Here is a 22,496-nt window from a genome sequence, read left to right as displayed (position 1 = left end):
GAAAGCAAAAAGAAAGGATGAGTAAATAAAAATCAAATCTTGCTTAAGCGCCGAACAGCCCAATAGGTCAGAATTTCAGCTGATACCCATTCGCAGTCGCAGGTATTTGTATTAGCAAAGGTGCAAGCTGCTGTTTGACTTTGTCATCCGGCTGCAGATTGATTTCGCCTTGTGAGCCCACGCGCCCACCAGCCTGCCATTGCAGTGCGCCTTGGCCGTTGACCGTGATGGCGCTGGCGCCTGCAGGGTTGATCGTCCAGTTGGCTCCGCCGTCGTTCATCGTCAGAGTGGCGCGCAGCGTGGTCAGTGGGCTCAGGGCGGGCACCAGCTGGCTAAATAGCGGGTCGATAGTCAGCTCGGCGCTGTCGCCCGCTTGTTTGGATAGCCGAGTGCTGCGCAATTGTGCTGTGCCACCCAAGCCCCAGCTGGCGATTTTGGGGATGGTGCGCAAGATGCCTTCAAGCGGTAGCGTGACATCGACGTTTTCCAGCGCTGCGCCGCGTACCCCTAACACCAAACGCGCCTGACTATTGGCTTCACTGCCCGCCGCTTGGCCGTTGAGTTTCCAGGCCAGCTGGCCACCCAATATGGCTTTGGGTTCAAATTGCCAGCGCAGGTTTTGCTGGATGGCGATGCCTTCCAGCCCCAAGGCGCTGGCGCGACCATCCCACAACGTGCCGCTGGTTTGCACCAAGGACACCGAGCTGGGTAACACGGTTTGCAACATGGCCACCGGCATGCGCACGATCAAGACCAGCAACAGCGCCAGCACAATAAACAGGCCAAGACTCCATTTGCGTAAGCGGCTCATGATCGCTCCAGGATGATGAGCAAAGCCGTGCCTTGCGCATCTGATTTGATTTGAATTGCGCTAATTTTGGCGGCCAACTCATTGCGCAGACTGTGCGCCAGATTGAGCGCCTCATTCACCGTGGGCAAGCTGGCGCGCAATTCAAGCTGGGTCGGGGTGATCGAGCGAATATCGGCGCTGAGCTGCTTGGAGCTGATCGCGGCAAAGGCTGCGGTGCGTAAGTCTTGTTGCGCCGCACTCGGCTGCAATACCGCGACCTCGGTTTTGCTACCGCGCATCGTGATCAGCTGGTTTTCCAGCGTGGGCACGGCGCGCTGCAAGCGCGTGATTTCAGCGCTCAGCGGTGAATAGAGCCCCCAATAAATCGCCGCACTGGCCACCAGCAGCAGCCAGATTTGTAATACGCGGCGCTCGCGCGGGCTGCGCGCTTGCCAGTAATTCTGGGCTTTTACGATCAGTGGATGGCTCATGGCTGCAACTCCAGATTCATGCGTCCATCGGGTAAGGTGCTGCTCGTCACTTTGGCGCCTTGTGCATTCAATTGAGCCAGCAAAGAATTACCCGCTGCGGCAGGCAAGATCACGGTCACTTTGCCCTCTTTCACACCAATACTTTCTGCACCTAGCTCACCACTCATTTGGCCGACAGCACGGTACAAGAGATCCAGCGCGTCGCCACCGCTAACATGCCCGCCCTGCTTTTGCAAGCTTTGCCATTGCAGCATCGGGTCAACAATCGGTACGCCGGGATAAAGGCTGGCAAAGGTTTGGCGAATTTCCTGGCGCAAAGCCACTTCGCGATTGGCCAAGCTGCGCCATTGCAAAATCTGGCTCAACAACAGTAATCCAAAACATACCCCTAGTAGATATATGCACCAACGCCAATCAATCCATAGGCTTTGCAGCGATACTCCTTTGGATTTATGCCGATAGAAACTGACCGTCGCAGGCTGAGGCGCGCTTAACTGCTCGCAGCTCAGTTGGCTTAAACCCTGTAAGGTGGGCAGAGCCAGCAATTCGCTTTCATCACTCAGCCAGATCAGCTCGCCAGCACACCGCGCCATCAAGCCTTGCACTGCGGGTGCGACACAATCACCCGTCGCTGGCAGCAGCGCAAATTCGGGAATCCAGCGCTGCACTTCCAGATGCTGAGCGCTCACCCAAGCCTGTAGCTGCTGGATTCTGGCAGTAGCAAGTACCCATACCTCGGATACGCCCTGCTGCTGCGCGCTCGCCAGCCATTGATATTCGTGCAAAGGACCAAGCACGCGATCTTCCAGTGCTTGTGTGATCAGCTGCTGGCGTTGTTTGTCGCTGACTTTGGGCAGAGTAATCCGGTGCGCGGTTAGCCAGGCGGCTGGAATCGCCAGATCAAGCTGCTGCGTATCGGGCCAGGGCTGGCCATGCCCATGGGCGCATTGGACACCTTGAGCATCAAATGCCAGCCAATCGTAAATAGCCAATGGCGTAGTCTGAATTCTGACAACGACCCGGGAAACATGCTGAACCATACAGGGCTTACCTATTGTCGCAAGCTTGGCGGCTTGCGAAAGAAAATCTCAAGTTCGCTATTGTGCCGTCAAAACGATGACGATTTACACCGTTATGCCGCTTAAAGCCAAAAAAATGCTGATTTGCTGCAGTTTGCAAATCCATGCTTTATCCGGAACGAAAAAACGGCAGCCTTCGCTGCCGTTTTTTTAATCACCCTCACACCACCCAAGGCGGCATCTCTTCGAGGAAGAGATGGAAGGGGGCTAAAACATCAGAGTAGATCGCGGATGTCTTTGGCACCCCAATGCGGGAAGTGCTTGCGCACCAAGGCATTCAGGTCGGCTTCAAATGCGCGCAGGCGGCTTAATTCGTCCAAATCAGCGCTGCCTGCACTCGCCTCGGCGGGTGCAACGATCATGCCCGCAGCGATGGTCGCGTTGCTCAGGCGGTCAATGACGATCAGATTACCCGTGCCACGGCATTCGCTGTATTTGTCGTAGGCGATTGGCGCGGTCAACTCGAAACGCACCAAGGCGATTTCATTGAGCTTCAACTCTGAAACGCTCAACTGCTCCAAACTATTCACGTCGATACGATACTGGATAGAGGTAACTCGCCCGAAGCACTGTTTACCGCCGAGTTTGACGATATACTCCTTGCCAATCACCAGCGGCGCTTCGTTCATCCACACCACATGGGCGTCAAACGCGCTGCCAACATGCGGCTGTGCATCTTGCGCACGAACAATCATATCGCCACGAGAAATATCGATTTCGTCTTCCAGCGTCAGCGTAATTGCCTGACCTGAGAACGCGACAGTTTGCTCGCCTTCGTACGTCACAATGGCTTTGACTTTCGACTTTTTACCTGATGGCAAAGCGACAATCTCATCACCTGGCAGCACATGGCCCGCCGCAATCGTGCCGCAGAAACCACGGAAATCCAGATTTGGGCGGTTCACGTACTGTACTGGCAGGCGGAAAGCGTCAAGCTTGGCGTCTTTATTGATTTGCACGCTTTCCAGCAAGCCCATCAAAGTCTCGCCTTCGTACCATGGTGTTTTGTCTGACTCGTTCACCACGTTATCGCCACGCAGCGCCGACAGCGGCACAAAGCGGATATCGCTGATGTTCAAATCTTTAGCAAATTCCAGATATTGCGCGCGGATTTCGTTGTAGCGCGCTTCACTGAAATCAACCAAGTCCATTTTGTTGACCGCAACGATCACATGCTTGATACCGAGCAGCGACACGATAAAGCTGTGACGACGCGTTTGCGTTTGCACGCCGTAACGCGCGTCGATCAGGATAATGGCCAAGTTTGACGTTGAAGCACCGGTCGCCATATTGCGCGTGTACTGCTCGTGACCAGGGCAGTCGGCAATGATGAATTTGCGCTTTTCAGTACTGAAATAGCGATACGCCACGTCAATCGTAATGCCCTGCTCGCGCTCGGCTTGCAAGCCATCGACCAGCAATGCCAAGTCGATTTCTTGGTCAGTGGTGTTAAATTTTTTACTGTCTTTCTGAATCGCCGCGAGGTGATCATCAAAAATCAGTTTCGAGTCGTGCAGCAAACGGCCGATCAAAGTCGACTTACCGTCATCCACATTGCCGCAAGTAATAAAGCGCAGCATGTCTTTGTTTTCGTGCTGCTTGAGGTACGCCAGAATATCGCTGGCAATGAGTTCTGATTGATTTGACATTGTGTTCTTCCAATCTCACAAATTCGTACGAAACGGTCTTAAACGGCGGTATTCATGGTGGGTTACGGCCTTTGGCCTAACCCACCCTACGAGTATCCATTTCATTCAAGGCCGTAGCGAGCAAACCAAAAGCAAGGAGCCAGCACCGTAAGCAAGCGGAATGGACACAAAGTCCATGAGCATTGCGCAACGCGCACGACGCAGAATTTGGTTTGCGCAGTAGGCTAACGCTTAGAAGTAGCCTTCCATTTTTTTCTTCTCCATCGAACCTGACGAATCATGGTCAATGGCACGCCCTTGGCGCTCTGACGTGGTCGCCAGCAGCATTTCCTGAATCACCTCAGGCAGCGTCGTCGCTTTAGACTCCACCGCACCAGTCAGCGGGTAACAGCCCAGCGTACGGAAGCGTACCCATTTTTTGGTGATCGTCGCTTTTTGCTCTGGCGTTAAGTATTGCAGGATCCGATCGTCGTCGATCATCACGGTCGTGCCGTTGTAATCCACCACTTCGCGCTCGGCTGAGAAATACAGCGGTACGATTTCGATGTTTTCGAGGTAGATGTATTGCCAAATATCGAGCTCGGTCCAGTTTGAAATCGGGAAAACGCGGATCGATTCGCCTTTATCGACTTTCGAGTTATAGATATTCCACAGCTCTGGACGCTGGTTTTTTGGGTCCCAACGGTGGTTTTTATCGCGGAATGAATACACACGCTCTTTGGCGCGTGATTTTTCTTCGTCGCGGCGTGCGCCACCGAAAGCAGCGTCAAAACCGTATTTGTTCAAAGCTTGTTTCAAGCCTTCGGTTTTCATCACATCGGTGTGCTTGGCCGAACCGGCAGTAAACGGATTGATGCCGGCTGCAACGCCTTCCTGATTGACATGCGTGATCAGATTCCAGCCTTCGGCTTTTTGCTTTTCGCGCAGCTTGTACATGTCTTGGAATTTCCACGTCGTATCCACGTGCATCAGCGGGAACGGTGGCTTGCCCGGCGCAAAGGCTTTTTTGGCCAGATGCAGCATCACGGCTGAATCTTTACCAATCGAGTACAACATGACGGGGTTTTCAAATTCGGCAGCCACTTCACGGATGATGTGGATGGATTCGGCTTCAAGCTGCTTCAGATGCGTCAGCCGTGCTTCGGACAAGGTATTCATGGCGTGGACTTTCACTGCTAAAAATCAATAGAGACGGAATCTAAACTTAAATTCCGCGTGGAAAAAGAACATGTGGCTATATGCATAGATCAATTTCATCTAGGCCAGATCAGGCCTGCACTAAGGGCAAAATAATGGCGGCCGAGGATTGATCCAACCCATGGCCGCCATCATCCATTGCCATTACAACTTATTCGTCAACCGTATTGGCTGCCGACCAGGCACGACCCATAGGGTTAAATGTTGGCTTCTGGCCGCCCCACAATTGCTCCAGATCGTAGTAATCGCGTACGGCTGGCAACATCACGTGAACCACCAGGCTACCGGCATCCACCAGCACCCACTCGCCGGTTTCTTCGCCTTCGGTGCTCATGATTTCATAGCCTTTGGCTTTCAAATCAACGGCCACATTATTGGCCAGCGCGCGCACCTGGCGGTTTGAATCGCCGGTGGCGACAATCATGCATTCAAACAGATCAGTCAGTTTGGCAGTATCCAGCACCTGGATTTCTTTCGCTTTGATGTCTTCCAAAGCATTCACGGCAATATCGCGCATCGCGATCAAAGTTTCATTCATTGTATTTCCTTCAAAAACGGTAAAGCCCACTGGCGACGATCTGTTCGTACACAGGGGTGAGTGCTGAAACATCTTCCCCACGTGCGAGCATTTCCCGCACTAAAGTGGACGAAACAGGCATAAGTGGGCTTGATAATAGGCTGATTTTACCCCGAGACAGGGTGTCGGTGTTGGCTATTACGTGCCGAATGGCAAATTCTTCTGATAAATCAGCGCTTAAGCCATCAAAAGCATAGTCTGGCCGAGCCGCAATCAGCAAGTGCCCGATGTCGAGCAGCTCGCGCCAGCGGTGCCAGCGAGCCAAATTCAGCCACGAATCAGCGCCGATCAGCCACACCAGCAAGGCATTAGGGGTATCTTGCTGCAGCTCAATCAGCGTGTCGATTGTATAGCAATACCCCTCACGACGAACTTCCCTATCATCAGCAATCAAGCCCGCTTCGCCTGCGATGGCCGCCTGCACCCAGTCAAAACGCTGCTGCGGAGAAACGCGTGATGGCGGGCGATGCGGCGGCAAACCGGTAGGAATCAGCCGCACTTCAGCCAACTGCAATTGATCACGCATACAACGCGCCAATTCAATGTGCCCGTAGTGAATTGGGTCAAACGTGCCGCCAAAGATGCCGATTTTCTGCATCAAATTGGGCTCAGCACAATTTATGCTGTGCCACGACCTCGTCCAGAATCAGCCGCTGCAGGCGCTGGGCAAAGTCGGGATCGAGCCCGGTTTGCGCCGCCAGCGCTGCGGTTTTTTCCAATTGCTGGGCTTCGCGGGTGGCGTCTTGCGCTGGCAGTTGATGCTGCTTTTTCAACTGCCCCACCTGGGCGGTGACTTTGAAACGCTCGGCCAGTACGCTAAACAGCTGCTGATCGAGCGCGTCGATTTGCTCGCGCAAGGCGAGGAGTTCGGCTGGCACACTCATTACACGCGCACCTCGCCATCGCCCAGCACAATCCATTTCTCGCTGGTTAATCCTTCCAGACCCACCGGGCCACGCGCGTGGATTTTGTCGGTGGAGATGCCAATCTCGGCACCCAAGCCATATTCAAAACCATCGGCAAAGCGCGTTGAGGCATTGACCATCACGCTGGCGCTATCGACTTCGCGCAGGAACTGGCGCGCCTTAGTGTAGTTTTCGGTAACAATCGCGTCGGTGTGATGGCTGCCGTAGGTGTTGATGTGATCCATCGCCTGATCAATATCGCTCACGATACGGATTGAAATAATCGGCGCGAGGTATTCAGTACGCCAATCTTCTTCGGTCGCGGCAATCGCGTCGTTCAGAATCGCCTGCGTCGCAGCACAGCCGCGCATTTCAACGCCTTTTTCGCGGTAAATCGCAGCAATCTCCGGCAAAATTACTTCGGCCACGTTTTCGTTCACCAACAGCGTTTCCATCGTATTGCATGGCGCGTAGCGATGCGTTTTCGCATTGTCGGCAATGCGGATCGCTTTGGCTGGATCGGCTTCGTCGTCGATGTACACATGGCAGATGCCGTCCAGATGCTTGATCACTGGCACGCGCGCGTCGCGTGAAATGCGCTCGATCAAGCCTTTGCCACCGCGTGGCACGATCACGTCGACAAACTCGCTCATCGTAATCAGCTCACCCACCGCAGCTCGGTCTGGTGTTTCGATGATTTGCACCGCAGTTTCTGGCAAGCCCGCTGCAGCCAGGCCTTCTTTCACGCACGCCGCAATCGCCTGATTGCAATGGAATGCTTCGCGGCCACCGCGCAAGATTGTGGCGTTCCCCGATTTAATGCACAGGCCAGCGGCATCGGCGGTCACGTTCGGGCGCGCTTCATAAATAATGCCGATCACGCCCAGCGGGACACGCATTTTGCCAACTTGAATGCCGCTGGGGCGATATTTGAAATCACCCATATTGCCGATCGGATCGGGCAGCGCCACCATTTCGCGCAAGCCTTGCGCCATGGTGGCGATGGTTTTGTCAGTGAGTTGCAGACGGTCGAGCAGCGCGGGCTCCAGACCATCGGCACGCGCTTGCTCCATATCACGGCCATTGGCGGCGAGCAGCTTGGCTGCATCGCGCACAATTGCATCGGCAATCGCGTTCAGTGCGGCATTCTTAGCGCCGGTGCTGGCCTTGGCCATAGCACGACTGGCAGCGCGCGCCTGACGGCCTACGGTTTGCATATAAGCTTGAATATCCATCGTCTTTTCTTTCCGGAGCTATTTTTATAATCGAATCAGCACATTGTATCGCTTACTAGAAGCGACGTGAAACGGATTTAGCCAGCCACCCGCCAAGCCGGGCTTTATTTTGACAAAAGTTTGCTCGCGCCTGCAGGTAATTGCAGCACGGTCACGCCGACATTATCGGCCTGCTGGCGATTAAACCAGTCGGGTGCCGAGCTTTGCACCGCAATCAGCGTGGGTCCGGCGGGCAAATCAAGCCAGATTGGCGAGCCCGAATCGCCCGACAAGGTATCGCAGCGATGGAAAATCGTGCCATTACTACGCAACTGCGTGAGCGAACAGCCCAAATGGGCCGACAAGATCGTATCGTGGTCTTCGGCAAAGCCGCCCTGATTCACCTTTTGCTGCGAGCGCAAAATGGCCTGCATCAAGCGCTGCCGGTTTCCGCGAAATACCGGCATGGGGGATGGCGCGATGCCATCTTGCAGTTTCAGCTTGAGCAAGGCGATATCGTAGGGCGCAGCGCTGGGCTCGATATAGACATCATCGCCTTTATAGGTAAGCCCCTGACGAAATTTGGGATGAAAGAGCTGCTCGATGACCCGATAGCGCGCCTGATATTTGCCCTGATGAAACCCAGCCATAAACCAGCGCCCGGCGTCGATTTTGCGTGGCGTCATCAAAAAGCAGTGCGCCGCCGTGAGCGCCAGATTGGGGGCGACCAAGGTTGCCGTACAGGTGCCGCCCGATTTCACTTCCAGTCGGCCAATCGCTGCATAGGGCGCCGCATAGGGTGCGGCAATATGGACGCGATCATCGTGGCCAAAAAACAGGGCCTGCCGCTCTTTCTGCAGCTGCGCGTCATCCTGGGCCAACACAGGTACAGACAACAATAGGGCGACCAGCAAACCGGATAAACGCATGGGCGACGCTCCTGGGGAGATCAAACAGAACGTAAAAAAAGGACGGCAAGCCGTCCTTTTTCAATCAGCGGAAAATGAATCCCGGATTATTTTTTTGCAACAGCAGAAGCTTTAGAAGCTACAGAAGCCGCAGAGGCTTTCTTAGCTTGTGCTTTTTGTGCAGTAGATGCTTTAGAAGCTACAGCAGAAGCTTTCTTAGCTTGTGCTTTTTGCGCAGCAGATGCTTTAGAAGCTACGGCAGAAGCCTTTTTAGCTTGTGCTTTTTGAGCAGTAGAAGCTTTAGAAGCTACAGCAGAAGCCTTTTTAGCTTGTGCTTTTTGCGCAGTAGATGCTTTAGAAGCTACAGCAGAAGCTTTTTTAGCTTGTGCTTTTTGCGCAGCAGATGCTTTAGAAGCTACGGCAGAAGCCTTTTTAGCTTGTGCTTTTTGTGCAGTAGATGCTTTAGAAGCTACGGCAGAAGCCTTTTTAGCTTGTGCTTTTTGTACAGCAGAAGCTTTAGAAGCTACAGAAGCAGCAGAAGCTTTTTTAGCAGGAGCAGCAACAGCAAATACTGAAGCAGCAGCAAATACGGTAGCGATAACGCCAGCAGCAATCTTGTTCATCTTCAAACTCCGATATTCTTTTTACCAGTATCCGAAAGTGGATACCTCAACGCGGCGAATTATGGAGTTTTACTACGATGGCTGCACTACATACTTAGTGATGATGTGTAACGTAAAGTACGTAGTTCCACTACAGCCACTACATCATCTTACAGGGCATCGCCCGAGCGCATCGGCGTGGGCCAACTCAGACTCAGCCTCGCACCACCACTGGGCGCATCGTGAATGCTGACTGCGCCGCCGTGGCCGCGCATAATCATGGCCACAATTGCCAGCCCCAGACCAAATCCGCCAGTGGCTTTGTTGCGGCTGCCTTCCAGCCGCGTAAACGGTTGCAGCAGGCGCGCACGGTCTTCCACTGGGATGCCCTCGCCACTATCGTCGATATGCAGCGTGGCCGTACCGTCCTGCCAGAGCAAGGTCAGATGAATCTGTTTACCACCATAACGGCGGGCATTCGAGAGCAGATTGCCTACGGCGCGGCCAAAGTAATAGCTATCCACGTCAAACAGCGGGCTGGGCTGGCCGGTGGCATTGTCCAGCGTCGGCTCGGTGCCATCGAGCGTATATTCGTTCAGCAAACGCTGCAGCCACGGTACGATTTCTAGCGGCTGCACCTCCATGCGCAATTGCGGGCTATCGAGGCTGGACATCGTCAACCATTCGTCAATCAGCTGATCGATCTGCCCCAGATCACGCTCGATGCCAGCCACTTGCGATTCACTATTAGCCCCGGCCTTGATCGCCTCTAGCCGATAGCGCAAGCGCGCAAGCGGGGTGCGCAAATCGTGCGAGACGGCATCAATCATGGCGCGGCGCGAGGCGGTGAGCTCCTCGACATCGTGCGCCATGCGGTTAAAGTTGGAGCCCAACGCCGCCAGCGGCGAGCTGTCTTCCAGGTTGACGCGCACGGAGAAATCGCCCGAACCCAGCCGGCGGCTTTGCCGGATTACCTGAATCAGATCGCGCCAGAATGGCCGCAGCCATAACCAAGTGGGGATCCCCAGCGCCAGACACATCAGCACCAGCGCCAGAATATCCATCCATGAAATGCCGTCGAGCGACTCCAGAAACGAAATCGGCCCCAGCACGACCATCTGCTGCGTTTTATGAATACGGTGCAAATACAGGCCGCGATCACGCAATAAGATAATATCGCCGCGCTGCAATGAAGCCTGATTTTCTTCCGACAGCACATAGGCATCGAGCGCCTCGATCTCCACCGGCACCGGCAATTTGCCGCGCAGCCGCGATGCTTCGTCATGCCACATCGATTGCGGCAGATCGCCCAGCTCTTTCTCGATCAGCGATACAGTCGACAGAAACATATCGCTCAGATAGCGCTGATTGGTGCGCTCGATCATCTGCTTGTAAAAACCGCCAATCAGCAAGGATGAAGCGAGAAAACACAGCACGACGGTGAGGTAAAAACGGATGAAAACTTGGCGCATCATGGACTCATTTCAATCATTGCACTGCGATCCATTCAGACCACATCAACTCGCGAAGCGAGGCTCCCTCTCAAGGAGAGGGCGGGGGGAGTGGGAATAGAGCATGAGGCGGCAATCGACAGCATTAGCTCTAGGGCTCGGCTTTGCCGAGAACTGCAATGGCAAAAAACAACATACCCCGCCGCGTATATCACTCCTCCTGCCACCAGATATCAGCCGCAAACAGATACCCCTTGTTGCGGATGGTTTTGATTTTCAGCGGGTCGAGCGGATCGTCGTCCAGCTTTTTGCGCAGGCGCGAAATGGCCACGTCCATGCTGCGATCCAGCCCATCGTATTCGATGCCGCGCAGTTTTTTCAGCAAATGATCGCGGCTGAGAATCTCGCCAGCGTGGCTGGCCAGCTCCCACAGCAGGTCAAAATCGCTGGTCGATAGCCCCATCGGCGCGCCACGGTATTTGGCGCTGCGGTTACGTGCATCAATCTGCAGCTTGCCAAAATTGAGCACCGACTGATCTTTCGCCGGTGCAATCGCCAGCAAATCGGCGCCCTTTTGCCCCACATGGCGCAAATGCGCGCGGATGCGCGCCAGCAAGACCGACGGCGGCGTGGTTTTGACCACATAATCGGTCGCGCCAATTTCAAAGCCCAGAATCTGATTCATATCGCTATTGAGCGAAGTCAGCAGGATAATCGGGCCAGTGTAAAACTCGCGCAGCTCGCGGCACAGCGTCAAGCCGTCTTTGCCGGGCAGCATGATATCGAGCAGAATCAGCTCGGGCGGATCAGCCCGGACACGATCAATCACCTGCAAACCATCGGGCAATACATCCACCGAAAACTCGAACGAGCGTAAAAAGCCGCCAATCAGCTCGGCCAGATCAGCGTCGTCCTCAACAAACAATACCCGCGTGTTCATGCAGTTATATCCCTTGCAATGTGTTTCAAAGCCTGTGCCACCCCGGTGGCATCATGGCAAATGGTGGCAAATTCAAAACGCCGGATCTGCTCGCCCAGCCGGATATCACACCCGGCCAGATCAACGCCCAGCAGCTCGCCAGCGCCGATGACACTGGCGGCGATCAGCTCGGCCTCCTGCGCCAGCGTCAGCGCCGCAGCACTTTCCCATTCATCGCCCTCAACCCAGCCCATGCGGCCAAATCCGGCAATCAGGCGCGCCCGACGCGGCCACAGTCGCCAGACGGAAAAATCGCTCATGTCCAGACAAGCGGCCAACTGGGGATTGTAACGCGCCAAGCGCGCAGCGAGCAGCTCATCCGGCGCTACAGGCTGCAAATCGCCCAGAATGGTCAATCTGGCCTTCTCCAAGGCCATGTCATCGTCGTGCAGCAGCACGCTCACTTTATGGTCCTGCAGGATATTTTGCGTGTGTTCGGCCAGACGGCTGATCATCACGAGCGGTCGCCCCGCTTCGTCGGCCACCGTGGGCAGCCACGACACATGAGGATAGCCCGGCATGTGCGCGGAATGAGTCGCCAAAGCCAGCATGCGGCTGCGACGGATCAGGGCCATGACTTCGGGCCACAACATAGCGGTTTCTCCTTAGTAAGCGCCGATTTTACTCACAGCAGCGCCGCAGCGCTGCGCTTTCGCGCCAGCAGGGTGATGCAGGCAACACATCGTGCGAGGCCAGCTGGACTGCGGCGCTGAACTAGGGGCTGAGCGGCGCGCCACCCAGCGCTTTGTAAACTTCAACGCTGGCCAGCGCCAGCTGATAGCGCTGCAGCACAAGCGCATGCTCAGCGGCTTGTCGGCGTGCGCTGGCATTGAGCACGGCATCAAACGCCACGGCACCGGCAGCGTAGCGCAAACGGGTTTGCTGCTCGACCTGCCGGGTTTCGCTGGCGATAGACTGCAGCCTAGGCACTTGCGCCTGCCACTGGGTCCGGCTGGCCAGCGCGCTTTCGACTTCCTGCAATGCCAGATAGAGCTTTTGCCGATATTCGATCACGGCAGCTTCGTAATCGGCGGCGCTGCTTTTGCGCGCCAGTGCCATCTCATTGAACTGGATAAAGGGCAAGGCCAATCCTGCGCCCAGCGAAGCAACCGGGTTGGCGATGAAGCTGAGCAATTGCTGACTGCTGCCACCCAGGCTGCTGGTGAGCGATAGCGCCGGATACCAATTTTTGCGCGCCACCTGCAGATCGGCAAAGCTGGCTTGCAATCTGGCGGTTGCGGCGGCCAGATCGGGGCGATGATCGAGTACTTCGGCAGGCAGACCCAGCGCGATAGCAGGAAACTGCTCGGGCAACATCGCAGCAATCTCTGCGCCTGCCTGCGGGGCCTGCCCCAGCAGAACGCCCAATTGCCAGCGGCTTTTGGCCAGCGCCAGCTGCGCCTGGGCGAGCGCATTTTCCTGCTGCGTGGTATTGCTGCGCGCCTGATTCAGATCTAGCCCGGAGACAACACCCGCACTGTAGCGACGCTCGACCATGGACTGCGTCTCCCGCGCGCGCTGCAGATCATCCTGCGCCAATTGCAGCGCATCCTGATCGCGGGCGATGGCCCAGTAGGCACTGGCAACGCTGGTGGCCACTGTCAACTGCAAGGCGGCCAGCTCGGCGGCGCTGGCCTGCTCGCGCCAGCGCGCCGCTTGCTGCTGATCGGCCAGCTTGCCCCATAAATCGACTTCCCAGGAAAAGCCCAGACTGGCGCTGCCGGATTCGCCACGATAGCGTGCAGGGTCTAGCGCCCACGATGCGCCCTGATTCAGCCCCAGCGAAGCATTGGGACGCCGGGCCAGCCCGGCTTTGTCGACGGCAAAACCAGCCTGCCGCAGGCGGATGGCAGCCAGCGCCAGATCGGCGTTGTGAGCCCGGGCGCTGCCCTGCAGCGCAATCAGCTGCGGATCGGCAAAGCCCAGCCAGAAAGACTGATCCGCTGCCGGATCAATCAGCGGATCAATCGCCACATCAGTCGCCGCGGGTGCAGGCGTACTAGCGCTCGCCGACTGCCATTGCGCAGGCAGCGCTACTGCAGGCACTTGCCAGCCTGCGGAGGCGCAAGCGCCGAGCAATATCGGCAGAGCCAGAGAAGTTAAAAGTCGCATTTTCATTGTTTATCCGGCTTATTCACGTGACAGCGCTTCAATCGGTGCCAGCTGCGCAGCCCGGCGGGCCGGCAAAAAGCCGAACACCACGCCCACCACGCTGGCACACAGCACCGCCGTGGTGATCGAGCCCAGCGAAAACATCATCTGGAAATCCTTGACCAGCATATTGACCACCCAGCCCAGCAAGGCCGAGAGCGCTACACCGATGGCCGCCCCCAGCAGGCACACCACAATCGCTTCGATCAGAAACTGGATACGAATATCGGCTTGCCGCGCGCCCACCGCCATGCGGATGCCGATTTCATGCGTGCGCTCGGTCACCGAAACCAGCATGATATTCATCACCCCGATGCCGCCCACCACCAGCGAAATCACGCCAATCAGCATCAGAAACAATTTGATGCTATTGGCCGAGCTCTGGAATGATTCCATCATGTCCTGCATATTGCGCGAGTACACATCCTGCTTGCCATGCCATTGCGCCATGCGCGCCATCAGGGCGTTTTCAGCCGCTTTGAGCGGCGCATCGGCCTTGATCTGTACGGTAATACGGCTAAAGTGCTGCTGGCCAAACATGCGGCTGGCCGCTGTGGTGTAAGGCACCCACACTTCCAGCATGCCGCTGCTGCCAAAGCCCATCGATTTTTCTTCGGCCACCCCGATGACCTGCACCGGCATATTGCCTAGCAAAATCACCTCGCCAATGCCTGAGCTACCCTCGCCAAACAGCTTTTTCTGCGTTTCAGCGCCAATCACCGCCACCTGCGATTGCCGCCGTACATCGTCATCGCTAAACACTGTGCCTTGCTGCATGGCCTGATTGCGCAAGCTGAAAAACGCCGGGGCCACCCCATGGATGGTCGTGGCGACATCGACACTTCTGAATCGGGTGCGCATACCCTGCGAGGTAATCGGCGTAACGGCCTGCACATAGGGCTCGGTCATGATCAGCGCCAGATCGCCCTCGCGCAAGGAAGTGACGCTTTGCGCCTTGTCATCGCTGATGTCGGTGCCGGGCAGAATATCGAGATTATTCACGCCAAGGCTGGCGAAGTTTTTCAGCACCGATTCTTCCATCCCGTCGCCCAGCGCTACAATCGATACCACCGATGAAATGCCGATAATAATCCCCAGCATGGTTAGCAAGCTGCGCATCCGGTTGGCCAGCAGCGCACGGAAAGCCATGGCCAGCGCCTCGCGCCAGCGCCCCAGCAAAGCCTGCGGCGTGGTGTCCTGCGGTGGCGGGGCCGGGCTATCGGCGGGCAGGCGCACTTCATCGCGCACCGGATTGGGCTGATCGGCAATGATTTTGCCGTCGCGGATTTCGATAATCCGGTCGGCCTGCGCCGCTACTTTGGCGTCGTGTGTCACCAGAATGACGGTATGCCCCTGCTGATGCAGCTCTTTCAGAATCTGCAGCACGTCGGCACCGCTGCGCGAATCAAGCGCGCCAGTGGGCTCGTCGGCCAGAATCACTTCGCCGCCATTCATCAGGGCGCGCGCAATCGACACGCGCTGCTGCTGCCCGCCCGAGAGCTGGCGCGGGCGATACTGCAAACGCTCGCCCAAGCCCAGCCGCTGCAGCAGCATAGCCGCGCGCTGCTGGCGCTGCGCCACCGGCATGCCTGCATAAATGGCCGGAATCGCCACATTATCCAGCGCGCTCATCGCCCCCAGCAGGTGATAACGCTGGAAAATAAAACCAAAATGATCGCGGCGCAGCGCGGCCAGCTCGTCCGCATTCAGCTCGCCCACTTCGCGGCCATTAAAGCGGTAAGACCCCGCCGACGGGCTATCGAGCCCGCCCAGAATATTCATCAGCGTTGATTTGCCCGAGCCCGACTGGCCAATGATGGCCACCATTTCGCCAGCATCGATGCGCAGCTGGATATCGTCCAGAATGCGCACGGTTTGCTCGCCCGCCGGAAACTCGCGCGTAACGCCGCACAATTCAATCACCGGCACCGACATTAGCGGCCCCGCCGCTCAGGTTGCGGCTGGGGCGAGCTTTCTGGCGCGCCCATCACCACTTTTTCGCCTTCTTTGAGGCCGGATTTCACCTCGGCCACAATATTGCTACGCAAGCCGATCTGCAGCTGGCGCTCGCTGATTTTGCCCTCGGCATCGAGCACTTTCACGGTGTATTGCTCACCTGCGCCGGTTTTTTTGCCCAGCGCCCCCACCGGCACGGTCAGCACATTATTGGCCTGCGCCAGAATAAAGGTCACTTGCGCGGTCATCTGCTGGTGCAGCACACCTTGCCGATTGGGCACCAGCGACAGCGCATTATAAAAAATGGCGTTATTGATGGTTTGCGGGCTGGGCTCCAGCCCCAGCACCTGCGCCCGGATTTTGGTATCGGGGTCGCCCAGCACCGAGAAATACAGCGGCGTGCCGGTCTTGATGCGCACCACATCGGCCTCGGCCACCTGCGCCTGAATTTTCATCATGTCCATATCGGCCAGCGTCAGAATGGTGGGAGCCGACTGGATGGCATTCACCGTCTGCCCCTCTTTCACCGCAATTGACGCCACCACGCCATCCATCGGCGCCACAATCCGCGTAAAGCCCAGATTGGTTTTGGCCTTGTCGCGCTTGATCTCGGCCTGGCGCAGCTGGGTGCCCAGCTGAACGATTTCAGCTTGCCGCATTTTCACATTAATCTGCGCCGCCTCCAGCTCGCGGCGTGGTGTGGCATCGCCCTCGATCATGGTTTTCTGCCGCGCCAGCTCAAGATGCGCTTCTTGCAGCGCCAATTGCTTGATGGTTTGCTGCGCTTGCAGCCCCTCGATCGACATTTGTGCTTCGTCAAAATCATTTTGCGACACGCTCGGGTCGATCTCGGCCAGCAAATCGCCTTTTTTCACCCTGTCGCCCAGCTTGACCAGCAGACGCTGTATCTGCCCGGAAGCCTGCGCGCCGACATCGACCGTTTTGGCCGCTTCCACCTTGCCCGTGGCCAGCACCGATACCTCAACATCGCCGCGCTTGACCACGCTGCTCACCACCTGGCTGGCCGGGTCTACTTTATCCCGCCCAAACAACCAATACGCCCCCGCCGCCAGCGCAATCAGCAGCAGCCAGCGCACAAAGCCAAGGCGAGCCCACACACGGGCCAGAGGCGACAACACGGACATGGTTTACTCCAGACAGGATTGACACAACAAACAGATCACAGCACCAGCTGCATCGCAAGACCAACCGGCCGCCAAAGCATAGCGCAATTGTGCAGCGCAAAGCTGTGCCAGATTACCATTTAATGCAGCTGGAATAGCAAGATTCAACGTTGAATGGGTATATGGCTGCAGATCAATTACAGATTTATCTGCAGCCATATACCCATCGCATGATGGCGATATTCAGATTGTGTGTTGGTATGGCCAGATGGTGTGATTTATTGATGAAAAATAATGATCGCAGGGGGTTAGGCGGTTTTATGCCGCGTCGACCAAGGTCAGCCTAGGCCAGCGTTGCAGGAAGCGCTTTTGCGCCAGACGCGCCTGAAACTGCGCCAGCGAAACGCGGGCGCTGTTGTGCCGCAGTCGCAACGCAAATAGATCGGCCAGCCCGGTGTCGCCGTGCGCCAGCACAGGGGCCCAAATGTGCAGCTGGTCGGCCTCATCGAGCGACACACCTACCGCCGTGGCGGTTTCTGGCCAGCTAACCATCCCGGCCAAGGTGGAGGCAAACGGCGCAAAGCGGCGGCCATCTTCGCCGCGATACCAGTGATGCACCCCGGCCTGATTGGTCACATCCCAGTCAAACTGCGGCGTGCGCTGCGCCAATTGGGCTTGCAGCGCCTGATCGCGCTCTGCGCTGGAGTCGGCGGCATCCCAATACACCAGGTCGATTTCATCCGGCTCAAAATCTATGCCATGTATATGGCTCCAGACCAGATTGCGAATAGCTCCGGCGGCAATACACCACTGGGGTAATTGCAGCTCGCGCGCGGTGTGCAAGGCGGCCAGCAGGCTGGGGCTGGTTTTGACGCTGCTGATGATGCGCGCAGCGTATTCGGCGCGGGTTTGCTCAGGCGTGGTTTTGGGTGCCGGTTTTCCCGTGGCCGCCAAGGCCGGATCAGCTCGCATCGGGCTCACCGCACACCTCGGCCAGCACATTGCGCAGCCAGCGATGCGCCGGATCGGCATCCATGCGCGGGTGCCATTGCATCGACACGGTGATCTGCGGCAGCGCAACTGGCAGTGCAAAAGTATGCAACCCGGCGCGCAGCTGGCGGGTGTGGCGCTCGGGCACGGCGGTGATCAGATCGGAATCGCGCACCAGCGCCAGCGCGGTGGCAAAACCGCCCACAAAGCAGGCAATCTGCCGGCTCAGCCCCAGCAGCTGCAGCGCTTCATCAACCAGCCCGGTTTCCTGCTCGCGCCGCGAGACCAGAATATGCTGCCCGGCAGCGTAGCGCTGCGGCGTGATGTCCTGCTGGCTCAAAGCATGCCCCAGCCGCACCACGCCAACAAAATGATCACGAAATAGCGCGCGGGTGCGCAGATCGGGGCGCGTGTGGACGGTGACCACGCCGGTTTCCAGATCAACACGCCCCTGCTGCAATGCGCTGTCGTTCAGATCGGATTTCTGCACAAAGCGCAGCCGCACGCCGGGCGCTTGCGCATGCAGCCGCGCCAGCAAGGCGGGGCCGAAATTTTCCACAAAGCCATCGCTGCAGCGCAGCGCAAATGTCCGCGTTAGCGTGTGCAGATCCGGCGCGGTGGCCGGGCGCAAGGCGGACTCGACTTGCTGTACCAGATCGGCCACCGATTCGCGCAGCTGCAAAGCCCTGGGGGTGGGCACCATGCCGCGACCGGAGCGCACCAGCAAAGGATCGCCCGTGGTGTCGCGCAGGCGCGCCAGCGCGCGGCTCATGGCCGACGGGCTTAAATGCAGGCGGCGTGCCGCACTCGCCACGCTACCCTCGCTGAGCAAGGCATCCAGCGTAATCAGCAAATTGAAATCAGGTGGTGTCATGCGCCTATTCTAATCCCGCCAGCGGCGGCACAACACCCAAAGATAGCGCCAGACGCACGGATCAAGTGCAAACCATGCGCCTTCCGCCTGCTGTGGCGGGCGGATAAGGTTATAGCCATCAGCCAGCCACCGGAGAGCTCATCATGAGTACGCCTGATTCTGCACCCAACGCGATACCCGCCCCTATCCACCAGTCGCCCCACCAATGCGCCCCCCAACCCGCACACCAGTCGGCACACCACTTGGCCGCAGCCCAGCTGGCATTGGCGCTATCTACCCTGCTGGCCTCGCTGGGCATCAGCATTGCCAATGTGGGCTTGCCCGCGCTGGCGCAGGCTTTTGCAGCCTCTTTTCAAGCCGTGCAATGGGTGGTGCTGGCTTATCTGCTGGCGATTACCAGCCTGATTGTGGGCGTGGGGCGGCTGGGCGATCTGCTGGGGCGGCGCAAACTGCTGCTGATTGGCCTGCTGCTGTTTTCGCTGGCATCGCTGGCTGGCGGCATGGCCAGCAATCTGGCGCTGCTGATTGCCGCACGTTTTGTGCAGGGGCTGGGCGCGGCGATGATGATGGCGCTGTCGATGGCGCTGATTGGCGAAACGCTCGGATCAACCAAAGCAGGCCGCGCGATGGGGCTGCTGGGCAGCATGTCGGCGGTAGGCACCGCGCTGGGGCCATCGCTGGGCGGGGTCTTGATTGATGCGCTGGGCTGGCGGGCTATTTTTCTGCTCACCGCACCGCTGGGTATGCTGGCCTTGCTGCTCGCCTGGCGCTATTTGCCCGCCGCACCGCCAAGCGAAAAACTGGCCACATCCCGCTTTGATTACACCGGCACCCTGCTGCTGGCGGCCACACTAGCCGCGTATGCGCTGGCGATGACGCAGGGCCAATTTGGCCGCAGTAATCTGGGCTGGCTAACGCTGGCGGCGGCCGGGCTGGCGCTGTTGGTCTGGCAGCAAAAACGCAGCGCTGCACCGCTGATCCAGTTGGCGCTGTTTCGCCAACACGCGCTGGCTGCCAGCCTGATCATGAACGGCATTGTGGCCGCACTGGTGATGACGCTGCTGGTGGTTGGGCCTTTTTATCTGGCGCAGGCATTCGGGCTCAATGTGAGACAAACCGGCTTGGTGCTGGCCATCGGCCCCGCCGTGGCAGCGCTGTGCGGCGTCCCCGCTGGCTATGTGGTGGATCATCTTGGTGCGGCCAAAATCACCCGGCTGGCGCTGCTGGGCCTATTTGGCGGCACGCTGGCACTATCGCTGATGCCGCTGCACTGGGGGCTGGCCGGCTATATCGCGCCCGTGGTGCTGATCACGGCCAGCTACGCATTTTTTATGGTGGGCAACAACACCGCCACACTGGCCAATATACCGGCCACGCAGCGCGGCCTGATTTCTGGCTTGCTTAATCTATCGCGCAATCTGGGGCTGATCAGCGGCGCATCGCTCATGGCCGCCGTATTTGCCTGGGCGTCGCAGCAAGCCAGCCACACCAGCGCGCAAACCGCCGCCAGCGGCATGCACACCACCTTCCAGCTCGCCACCGCACTGGTCGCGATAGCGCTGGTAATTGCGTTCAGGATGCGGGGGCGGGATTGATGGTGAGCGAAGGAGCAATCTTAATAAGAGAGCGCCAATTCAAGGATATGCGGAGCAACAATCGAAAAGCCTTGCATGCATCAGCAATCCTCGTCGATGTACCGCAGGAAAATGCGAGGATTCAAATAAAGTGATTAGGGATGTTGAGTACCCTCAGCTTCGACCCATAAGCCCGGAAACAGGTAACGAAACAAGTGAATCGGTACATTGAGCTTAAACGGCGCTTGCAGTCCTTCCGACGTAATGACGCCTAGTGTACGTAGGTCTTTGATGACACGATCTTGTGTTCGCTCAGAGTCCCCACCAAGCAATTGGCGAAACTCTGGTTTAGATGTTGGCCCGACGTTCAGTAGGTATTTGAGTGCAGTCAGGCTGTTGAGCTTCATCAGGGAAGGCGTCTCTGCGGAGATCGATTCGGCCAGCAGCATTTTGTGGATGCGCTCCTCCAGTCCTTGCAAATCCAGCATCCTCGCCATGAATTCCACCTGATCCAGACAAACATCAAGCATGAAGTCGATGAAGCCGATTAAATGCCTCTCGGATAAATTACCCCGGCCATCCAAATCTCCCTCACGCGGATGATCTGCCAGCGCCAGTGTCTGGTAGTAACGTTCTTGCTGGCGAGCCAATCCACGCATGGGTGACCAGACTCCTCTGGTTAGACCCAAAGCAAACAATCCGGCGTGCGAATGCAGGCGCACAGCACGGCCATTGCCATCGCCGAACGGATGAAGCCACGCTAGCCGATGATGGGCGGCAAAGATGGCGATCAGCGCACGCGGCGCACGTTGTTCGAAGCGATAACCCTCCCATAGTTTCACAATGAATTTGTCCAAGTGCAGGTGACTTGGAGGAATGTGCTGACCGACCTGAACATCGTGATGGCGGAAGACACCTGGCTGGACTTCCTCGCTCCAGTCCGAGCCATCTGCCTTTTTGCCGTGTGCCATTCGATCTTCAATGGGCAAATGTTGGTACATGGCTCTGTGCGCAGCCTGAATAAAAGCAGCATTGAAGTAATCGGGAATTTCTCCCAAATGTTCGAACCCCGAGACGCGAGCTTCGATTTCTTGCTCGGCCCGCATACATGCCACAGCGGCACGCTGTTTGCGTGCCTCATCCGGCCTATCAGAAAAATCCTCCTGCAGCGCCTGTTGAATGAGTAGGGTGTGCTGCCCTTCGATCTTATTGGTGTAGTAGGAGTTCATTGGACGCAATGCTTCGGCCAGCACTGCTCGCAGGCCACGAGGTATTTCCTGTCGGTCTGCTCGGCGTACCAGTTCGGCGGCCTTATCTTCCAGTTCTCGCAAGCCTTTTGCGCTCGAACTAGGTAATAGCGGCATCATCGAGTTTGGATCGGTGTACATTGAAATTCCTGTCGCATTATTTGGCGAAAAATTTGGCGAAGTTTTTTGCGAACAATTTTATGAGCTAAACATATGTTTTATAACATGTTAATGCTTTTTTATCGTTTTTTCTTCGCACATTTTGGCGAAATTATTTATGCAATTTTCGCACCTTCTTACCAGCACGTATAGCGAGAACATCACCTTACTATCAGTGAAGAATATGAACACGCATTACCGGCGCGCGGCTTATGAGCATTCCCGCCAGCTCATCGAGCGGATTGACGAATTGCAGATCGATTGAGCAGCCCGTATTGACGCACATTTCAATCAGCAGGGCAGCCGCCTGCCACGCGCGGACGCGGCCATCTACAAAGTGCTGAGCCTGCTACCTGGCCACCCGGTATTGAGAGTGAAAGAAGTCCGCAAATTGCTCGGCGTCACCTTCCCCGCCGCCAACAAGGCGATAGGCGATCTGGAAACTATGGGCATTTTGCGCAAAGTGAAACAACAAAGCCGCAACCGGATATATCAGCCGCATGAGATTCTGAACGCGATGCTCACGAGCATGGACATCATCCTCGACCAAGCCCAAAACCCAAGGGTTGGGTGAAGATA

At 57.0% G+C, this 22,496-nt stretch carries 22 protein-coding genes; 2 read left to right on the top strand and 20 right to left on the bottom strand.

Translation table 11 applies throughout. The features are described 5' to 3' along the window. Positions 1-67: 67 nt before the first annotated feature. The 19 genes from gspN to ABHF33_RS10225 form a co-directional block, all read right to left on the bottom strand. Complete coding sequence (gene gspN, locus ABHF33_RS10315) at positions 68-811, bottom strand: type II secretion system protein N (RefSeq protein WP_348943887.1); 744 nt, start codon at positions 809-811, stop codon at positions 68-70. Continuing rightward, the gene (gspM, locus tag ABHF33_RS10310; protein WP_348943886.1) at positions 808-1,281 is read right to left on the bottom strand and encodes a type II secretion system protein GspM; all 474 of its coding nucleotides are present in this window, start codon (positions 1,279-1,281) and stop codon (positions 808-810) included. The genes gspN and gspM overlap by 4 nt, the downstream gene beginning before the upstream one ends. Continuing rightward, positions 1,278-2,321, bottom strand: a complete 1,044-nt coding sequence (gene gspL / locus ABHF33_RS10305; RefSeq protein ID WP_348943885.1) for a type II secretion system protein GspL — start codon at positions 2,319-2,321, stop codon at positions 1,278-1,280. The genes gspM and gspL overlap by 4 nt, the downstream gene beginning before the upstream one ends. A 254-nt stretch (positions 2,322-2,575) precedes the next feature. Further along, complete coding sequence (gene cysN, locus ABHF33_RS10300) at positions 2,576-4,009, bottom strand: sulfate adenylyltransferase subunit CysN (protein ID WP_348943884.1); 1,434 nt, start codon at positions 4,007-4,009, stop codon at positions 2,576-2,578. 231 nt (positions 4,010-4,240) lie between these two features. Next, positions 4,241-5,167: a sulfate adenylyltransferase subunit CysD gene (gene cysD, locus ABHF33_RS10295; protein WP_348943883.1), complete on the bottom strand. Its 927-nt coding sequence runs from the start codon at positions 5,165-5,167 to the stop codon at positions 4,241-4,243. Positions 5,168-5,357: 190 nt separating this feature from the next. Then, the gene (gene rsfS / locus ABHF33_RS10290; RefSeq protein WP_157314356.1) at positions 5,358-5,744 is read right to left on the bottom strand and encodes a ribosome silencing factor; all 387 of its coding nucleotides are present in this window, start codon (positions 5,742-5,744) and stop codon (positions 5,358-5,360) included. Positions 5,745-5,754: 10 nt separating this feature from the next. Continuing rightward, positions 5,755-6,381, bottom strand: a complete 627-nt coding sequence (gene nadD / locus ABHF33_RS10285; protein ID WP_348943882.1) for a nicotinate-nucleotide adenylyltransferase — start codon at positions 6,379-6,381, stop codon at positions 5,755-5,757. Between the two features lie 10 nt (positions 6,382-6,391). Next, positions 6,392-6,667 (bottom strand): chorismate mutase, encoded by a 276-nt coding sequence (locus ABHF33_RS10280; RefSeq protein WP_348943881.1) that lies wholly within the window; start codon positions 6,665-6,667, stop codon positions 6,392-6,394. Further along, complete coding sequence (locus ABHF33_RS10275; RefSeq protein ID WP_348943880.1) at positions 6,667-7,923, bottom strand: glutamate-5-semialdehyde dehydrogenase; 1,257 nt, start codon at positions 7,921-7,923, stop codon at positions 6,667-6,669. Before ABHF33_RS10275 ends, ABHF33_RS10280 begins: the two co-directional genes overlap by 1 nt. Before the next feature lie 104 nt (positions 7,924-8,027). Then, positions 8,028-8,831 carry a trypsin-like serine peptidase gene (locus ABHF33_RS10270; protein ID WP_348943879.1) on the bottom strand — a complete coding sequence of 268 codons (804 nt, stop codon included), beginning with the start codon at positions 8,829-8,831 and terminating at the stop codon, positions 8,028-8,030. Positions 8,832-8,917: 86 nt separating this feature from the next. Continuing rightward, positions 8,918-9,433, bottom strand: coding sequence for a hypothetical protein (locus ABHF33_RS10265; protein ID WP_348943878.1), 516 nt, complete (start codon positions 9,431-9,433; stop codon positions 8,918-8,920). Positions 9,434-9,582: 149 nt separating this feature from the next. Further along, positions 9,583-10,887, bottom strand: coding sequence for an ATP-binding protein (locus ABHF33_RS10260; protein WP_348943877.1), 1,305 nt, complete (start codon positions 10,885-10,887; stop codon positions 9,583-9,585). A 187-nt stretch (positions 10,888-11,074) separates the two neighbouring features. Further along, positions 11,075-11,803, bottom strand: coding sequence for a two-component system response regulator RstA (gene rstA, locus ABHF33_RS10255; RefSeq protein WP_157314364.1), 729 nt, complete (start codon positions 11,801-11,803; stop codon positions 11,075-11,077). Next, complete coding sequence (locus ABHF33_RS10250; protein ID WP_348943876.1) at positions 11,800-12,435, bottom strand: HugZ family protein; 636 nt, start codon at positions 12,433-12,435, stop codon at positions 11,800-11,802. The genes rstA and ABHF33_RS10250 overlap by 4 nt, the downstream gene beginning before the upstream one ends. Before the next feature lie 121 nt (positions 12,436-12,556). Beyond that, entirely contained in the window at positions 12,557-13,960 is a 1,404-nt protein-coding gene (locus ABHF33_RS10245) for an efflux transporter outer membrane subunit (RefSeq protein WP_348943875.1), read from the bottom strand. 12 nt (positions 13,961-13,972) lie between these two features. Further along, positions 13,973-15,928, bottom strand: a complete 1,956-nt coding sequence (locus tag ABHF33_RS10240) for a MacB family efflux pump subunit (RefSeq protein ID WP_348943874.1) — start codon at positions 15,926-15,928, stop codon at positions 13,973-13,975. Further along, positions 15,928-17,094: an efflux RND transporter periplasmic adaptor subunit gene (locus ABHF33_RS10235; protein WP_348943873.1), complete on the bottom strand. Its 1,167-nt coding sequence runs from the start codon at positions 17,092-17,094 to the stop codon at positions 15,928-15,930. Before ABHF33_RS10235 ends, ABHF33_RS10240 begins: the two co-directional genes overlap by 1 nt. A gap of 297 nt (positions 17,095-17,391) precedes the next feature. Beyond that, the gene (locus ABHF33_RS10230; RefSeq protein ID WP_348943872.1) at positions 17,392-18,045 is read right to left on the bottom strand and encodes a nucleotidyltransferase family protein; all 654 of its coding nucleotides are present in this window, start codon (positions 18,043-18,045) and stop codon (positions 17,392-17,394) included. Next, complete coding sequence (locus tag ABHF33_RS10225) at positions 18,035-18,937, bottom strand: LysR family transcriptional regulator (protein WP_348943871.1); 903 nt, start codon at positions 18,935-18,937, stop codon at positions 18,035-18,037. The genes ABHF33_RS10230 and ABHF33_RS10225 overlap by 11 nt, the downstream gene beginning before the upstream one ends. A 143-nt stretch (positions 18,938-19,080) precedes the next feature. Between ABHF33_RS10225 and ABHF33_RS10220 the strand changes: the two genes are divergently transcribed. Next, entirely contained in the window at positions 19,081-20,532 is a 1,452-nt protein-coding gene (locus tag ABHF33_RS10220) for an MFS transporter (RefSeq protein WP_348943870.1), read from the top strand. Between the two features lie 134 nt (positions 20,533-20,666). On the opposite strand, the gene ABHF33_RS10215 is transcribed toward ABHF33_RS10220, so the two are convergent. Next, positions 20,667-21,899 carry a Fic family protein gene (locus tag ABHF33_RS10215; RefSeq protein ID WP_348943869.1) on the bottom strand — a complete coding sequence of 411 codons (1,233 nt, stop codon included), beginning with the start codon at positions 21,897-21,899 and terminating at the stop codon, positions 20,667-20,669. Positions 21,900-22,290: 391 nt separating this feature from the next. Here ABHF33_RS10215 and ABHF33_RS10210 point away from each other — a divergent pair, with 391 nt between their 5' ends. Beyond that, positions 22,291-22,491, top strand: a complete 201-nt coding sequence (locus ABHF33_RS10210; RefSeq protein ID WP_348943868.1) for a hypothetical protein — start codon at positions 22,291-22,293, stop codon at positions 22,489-22,491. Positions 22,492-22,496 lie beyond the last annotated feature (5 nt).

Source organism: Chitinibacter sp. FCG-7 (genome assembly GCF_040047665.1).
Lineage (GTDB): Bacteria > Pseudomonadota > Gammaproteobacteria > Burkholderiales > Chitinibacteraceae > Chitinibacter > Chitinibacter mangrovi.
The sequence above is the reverse complement of the archived record's forward strand: the minus strand, read 5'-3'. Positions and strand labels throughout refer to the sequence as shown.

What these genes read in the sequence shown, in the direction of transcription:
- gspN (WP_348943887.1), bottom strand. Translation starts at nt 811, where the DNA reads ATGAGCCGCTTACGCAAATGGAGTCTTGGCCTGTTTATTGTGCTGGCG.
- gspM (WP_348943886.1), bottom strand. Translation starts at nt 1,281, where the DNA reads ATGAGCCATCCACTGATCGTAAAAGCCCAGAATTACTGGCAAGCGCGC.
- gspL (WP_348943885.1), bottom strand. Translation starts at nt 2,321, where the DNA reads ATGGTTCAGCATGTTTCCCGGGTCGTTGTCAGAATTCAGACTACGCCA.
- cysN (WP_348943884.1), bottom strand. Translation starts at nt 4,009, where the DNA reads ATGTCAAATCAATCAGAACTCATTGCCAGCGATATTCTGGCGTACCTC.
- cysD (WP_348943883.1), bottom strand. Translation starts at nt 5,167, where the DNA reads ATGAATACCTTGTCCGAAGCACGGCTGACGCATCTGAAGCAGCTTGAA.
- rsfS (WP_157314356.1), bottom strand. Translation starts at nt 5,744, where the DNA reads ATGAATGAAACTTTGATCGCGATGCGCGATATTGCCGTGAATGCTTTG.
- nadD (WP_348943882.1), bottom strand. Translation starts at nt 6,381, where the DNA reads ATGCAGAAAATCGGCATCTTTGGCGGCACGTTTGACCCAATTCACTAC.
- ABHF33_RS10280 (WP_348943881.1), bottom strand. Translation starts at nt 6,667, where the DNA reads ATGAGTGTGCCAGCCGAACTCCTCGCCTTGCGCGAGCAAATCGACGCG.
- ABHF33_RS10275 (WP_348943880.1), bottom strand. Translation starts at nt 7,923, where the DNA reads ATGGATATTCAAGCTTATATGCAAACCGTAGGCCGTCAGGCGCGCGCT.
- ABHF33_RS10270 (WP_348943879.1), bottom strand. Translation starts at nt 8,831, where the DNA reads ATGCGTTTATCCGGTTTGCTGGTCGCCCTATTGTTGTCTGTACCTGTG.
- ABHF33_RS10265 (WP_348943878.1), bottom strand. Translation starts at nt 9,433, where the DNA reads ATGAACAAGATTGCTGCTGGCGTTATCGCTACCGTATTTGCTGCTGCT.
- ABHF33_RS10260 (WP_348943877.1), bottom strand. Translation starts at nt 10,887, where the DNA reads ATGATGCGCCAAGTTTTCATCCGTTTTTACCTCACCGTCGTGCTGTGT.
- rstA (WP_157314364.1), bottom strand. Translation starts at nt 11,803, where the DNA reads ATGAACACGCGGGTATTGTTTGTTGAGGACGACGCTGATCTGGCCGAG.
- ABHF33_RS10250 (WP_348943876.1), bottom strand. Translation starts at nt 12,435, where the DNA reads ATGTTGTGGCCCGAAGTCATGGCCCTGATCCGTCGCAGCCGCATGCTG.
- ABHF33_RS10245 (WP_348943875.1), bottom strand. Translation starts at nt 13,960, where the DNA reads ATGAAAATGCGACTTTTAACTTCTCTGGCTCTGCCGATATTGCTCGGC.
- ABHF33_RS10240 (WP_348943874.1), bottom strand. Translation starts at nt 15,928, where the DNA reads ATGTCGGTGCCGGTGATTGAATTGTGCGGCGTTACGCGCGAGTTTCCG.
- ABHF33_RS10235 (WP_348943873.1), bottom strand. Translation starts at nt 17,094, where the DNA reads ATGTCCGTGTTGTCGCCTCTGGCCCGTGTGTGGGCTCGCCTTGGCTTT.
- ABHF33_RS10230 (WP_348943872.1), bottom strand. Translation starts at nt 18,045, where the DNA reads ATGCGAGCTGATCCGGCCTTGGCGGCCACGGGAAAACCGGCACCCAAA.
- ABHF33_RS10225 (WP_348943871.1), bottom strand. Translation starts at nt 18,937, where the DNA reads ATGACACCACCTGATTTCAATTTGCTGATTACGCTGGATGCCTTGCTC.
- ABHF33_RS10220 (WP_348943870.1), top strand. Translation starts at nt 19,081, where the DNA reads ATGAGTACGCCTGATTCTGCACCCAACGCGATACCCGCCCCTATCCAC.
- ABHF33_RS10215 (WP_348943869.1), bottom strand. Translation starts at nt 21,899, where the DNA reads ATGTACACCGATCCAAACTCGATGATGCCGCTATTACCTAGTTCGAGC.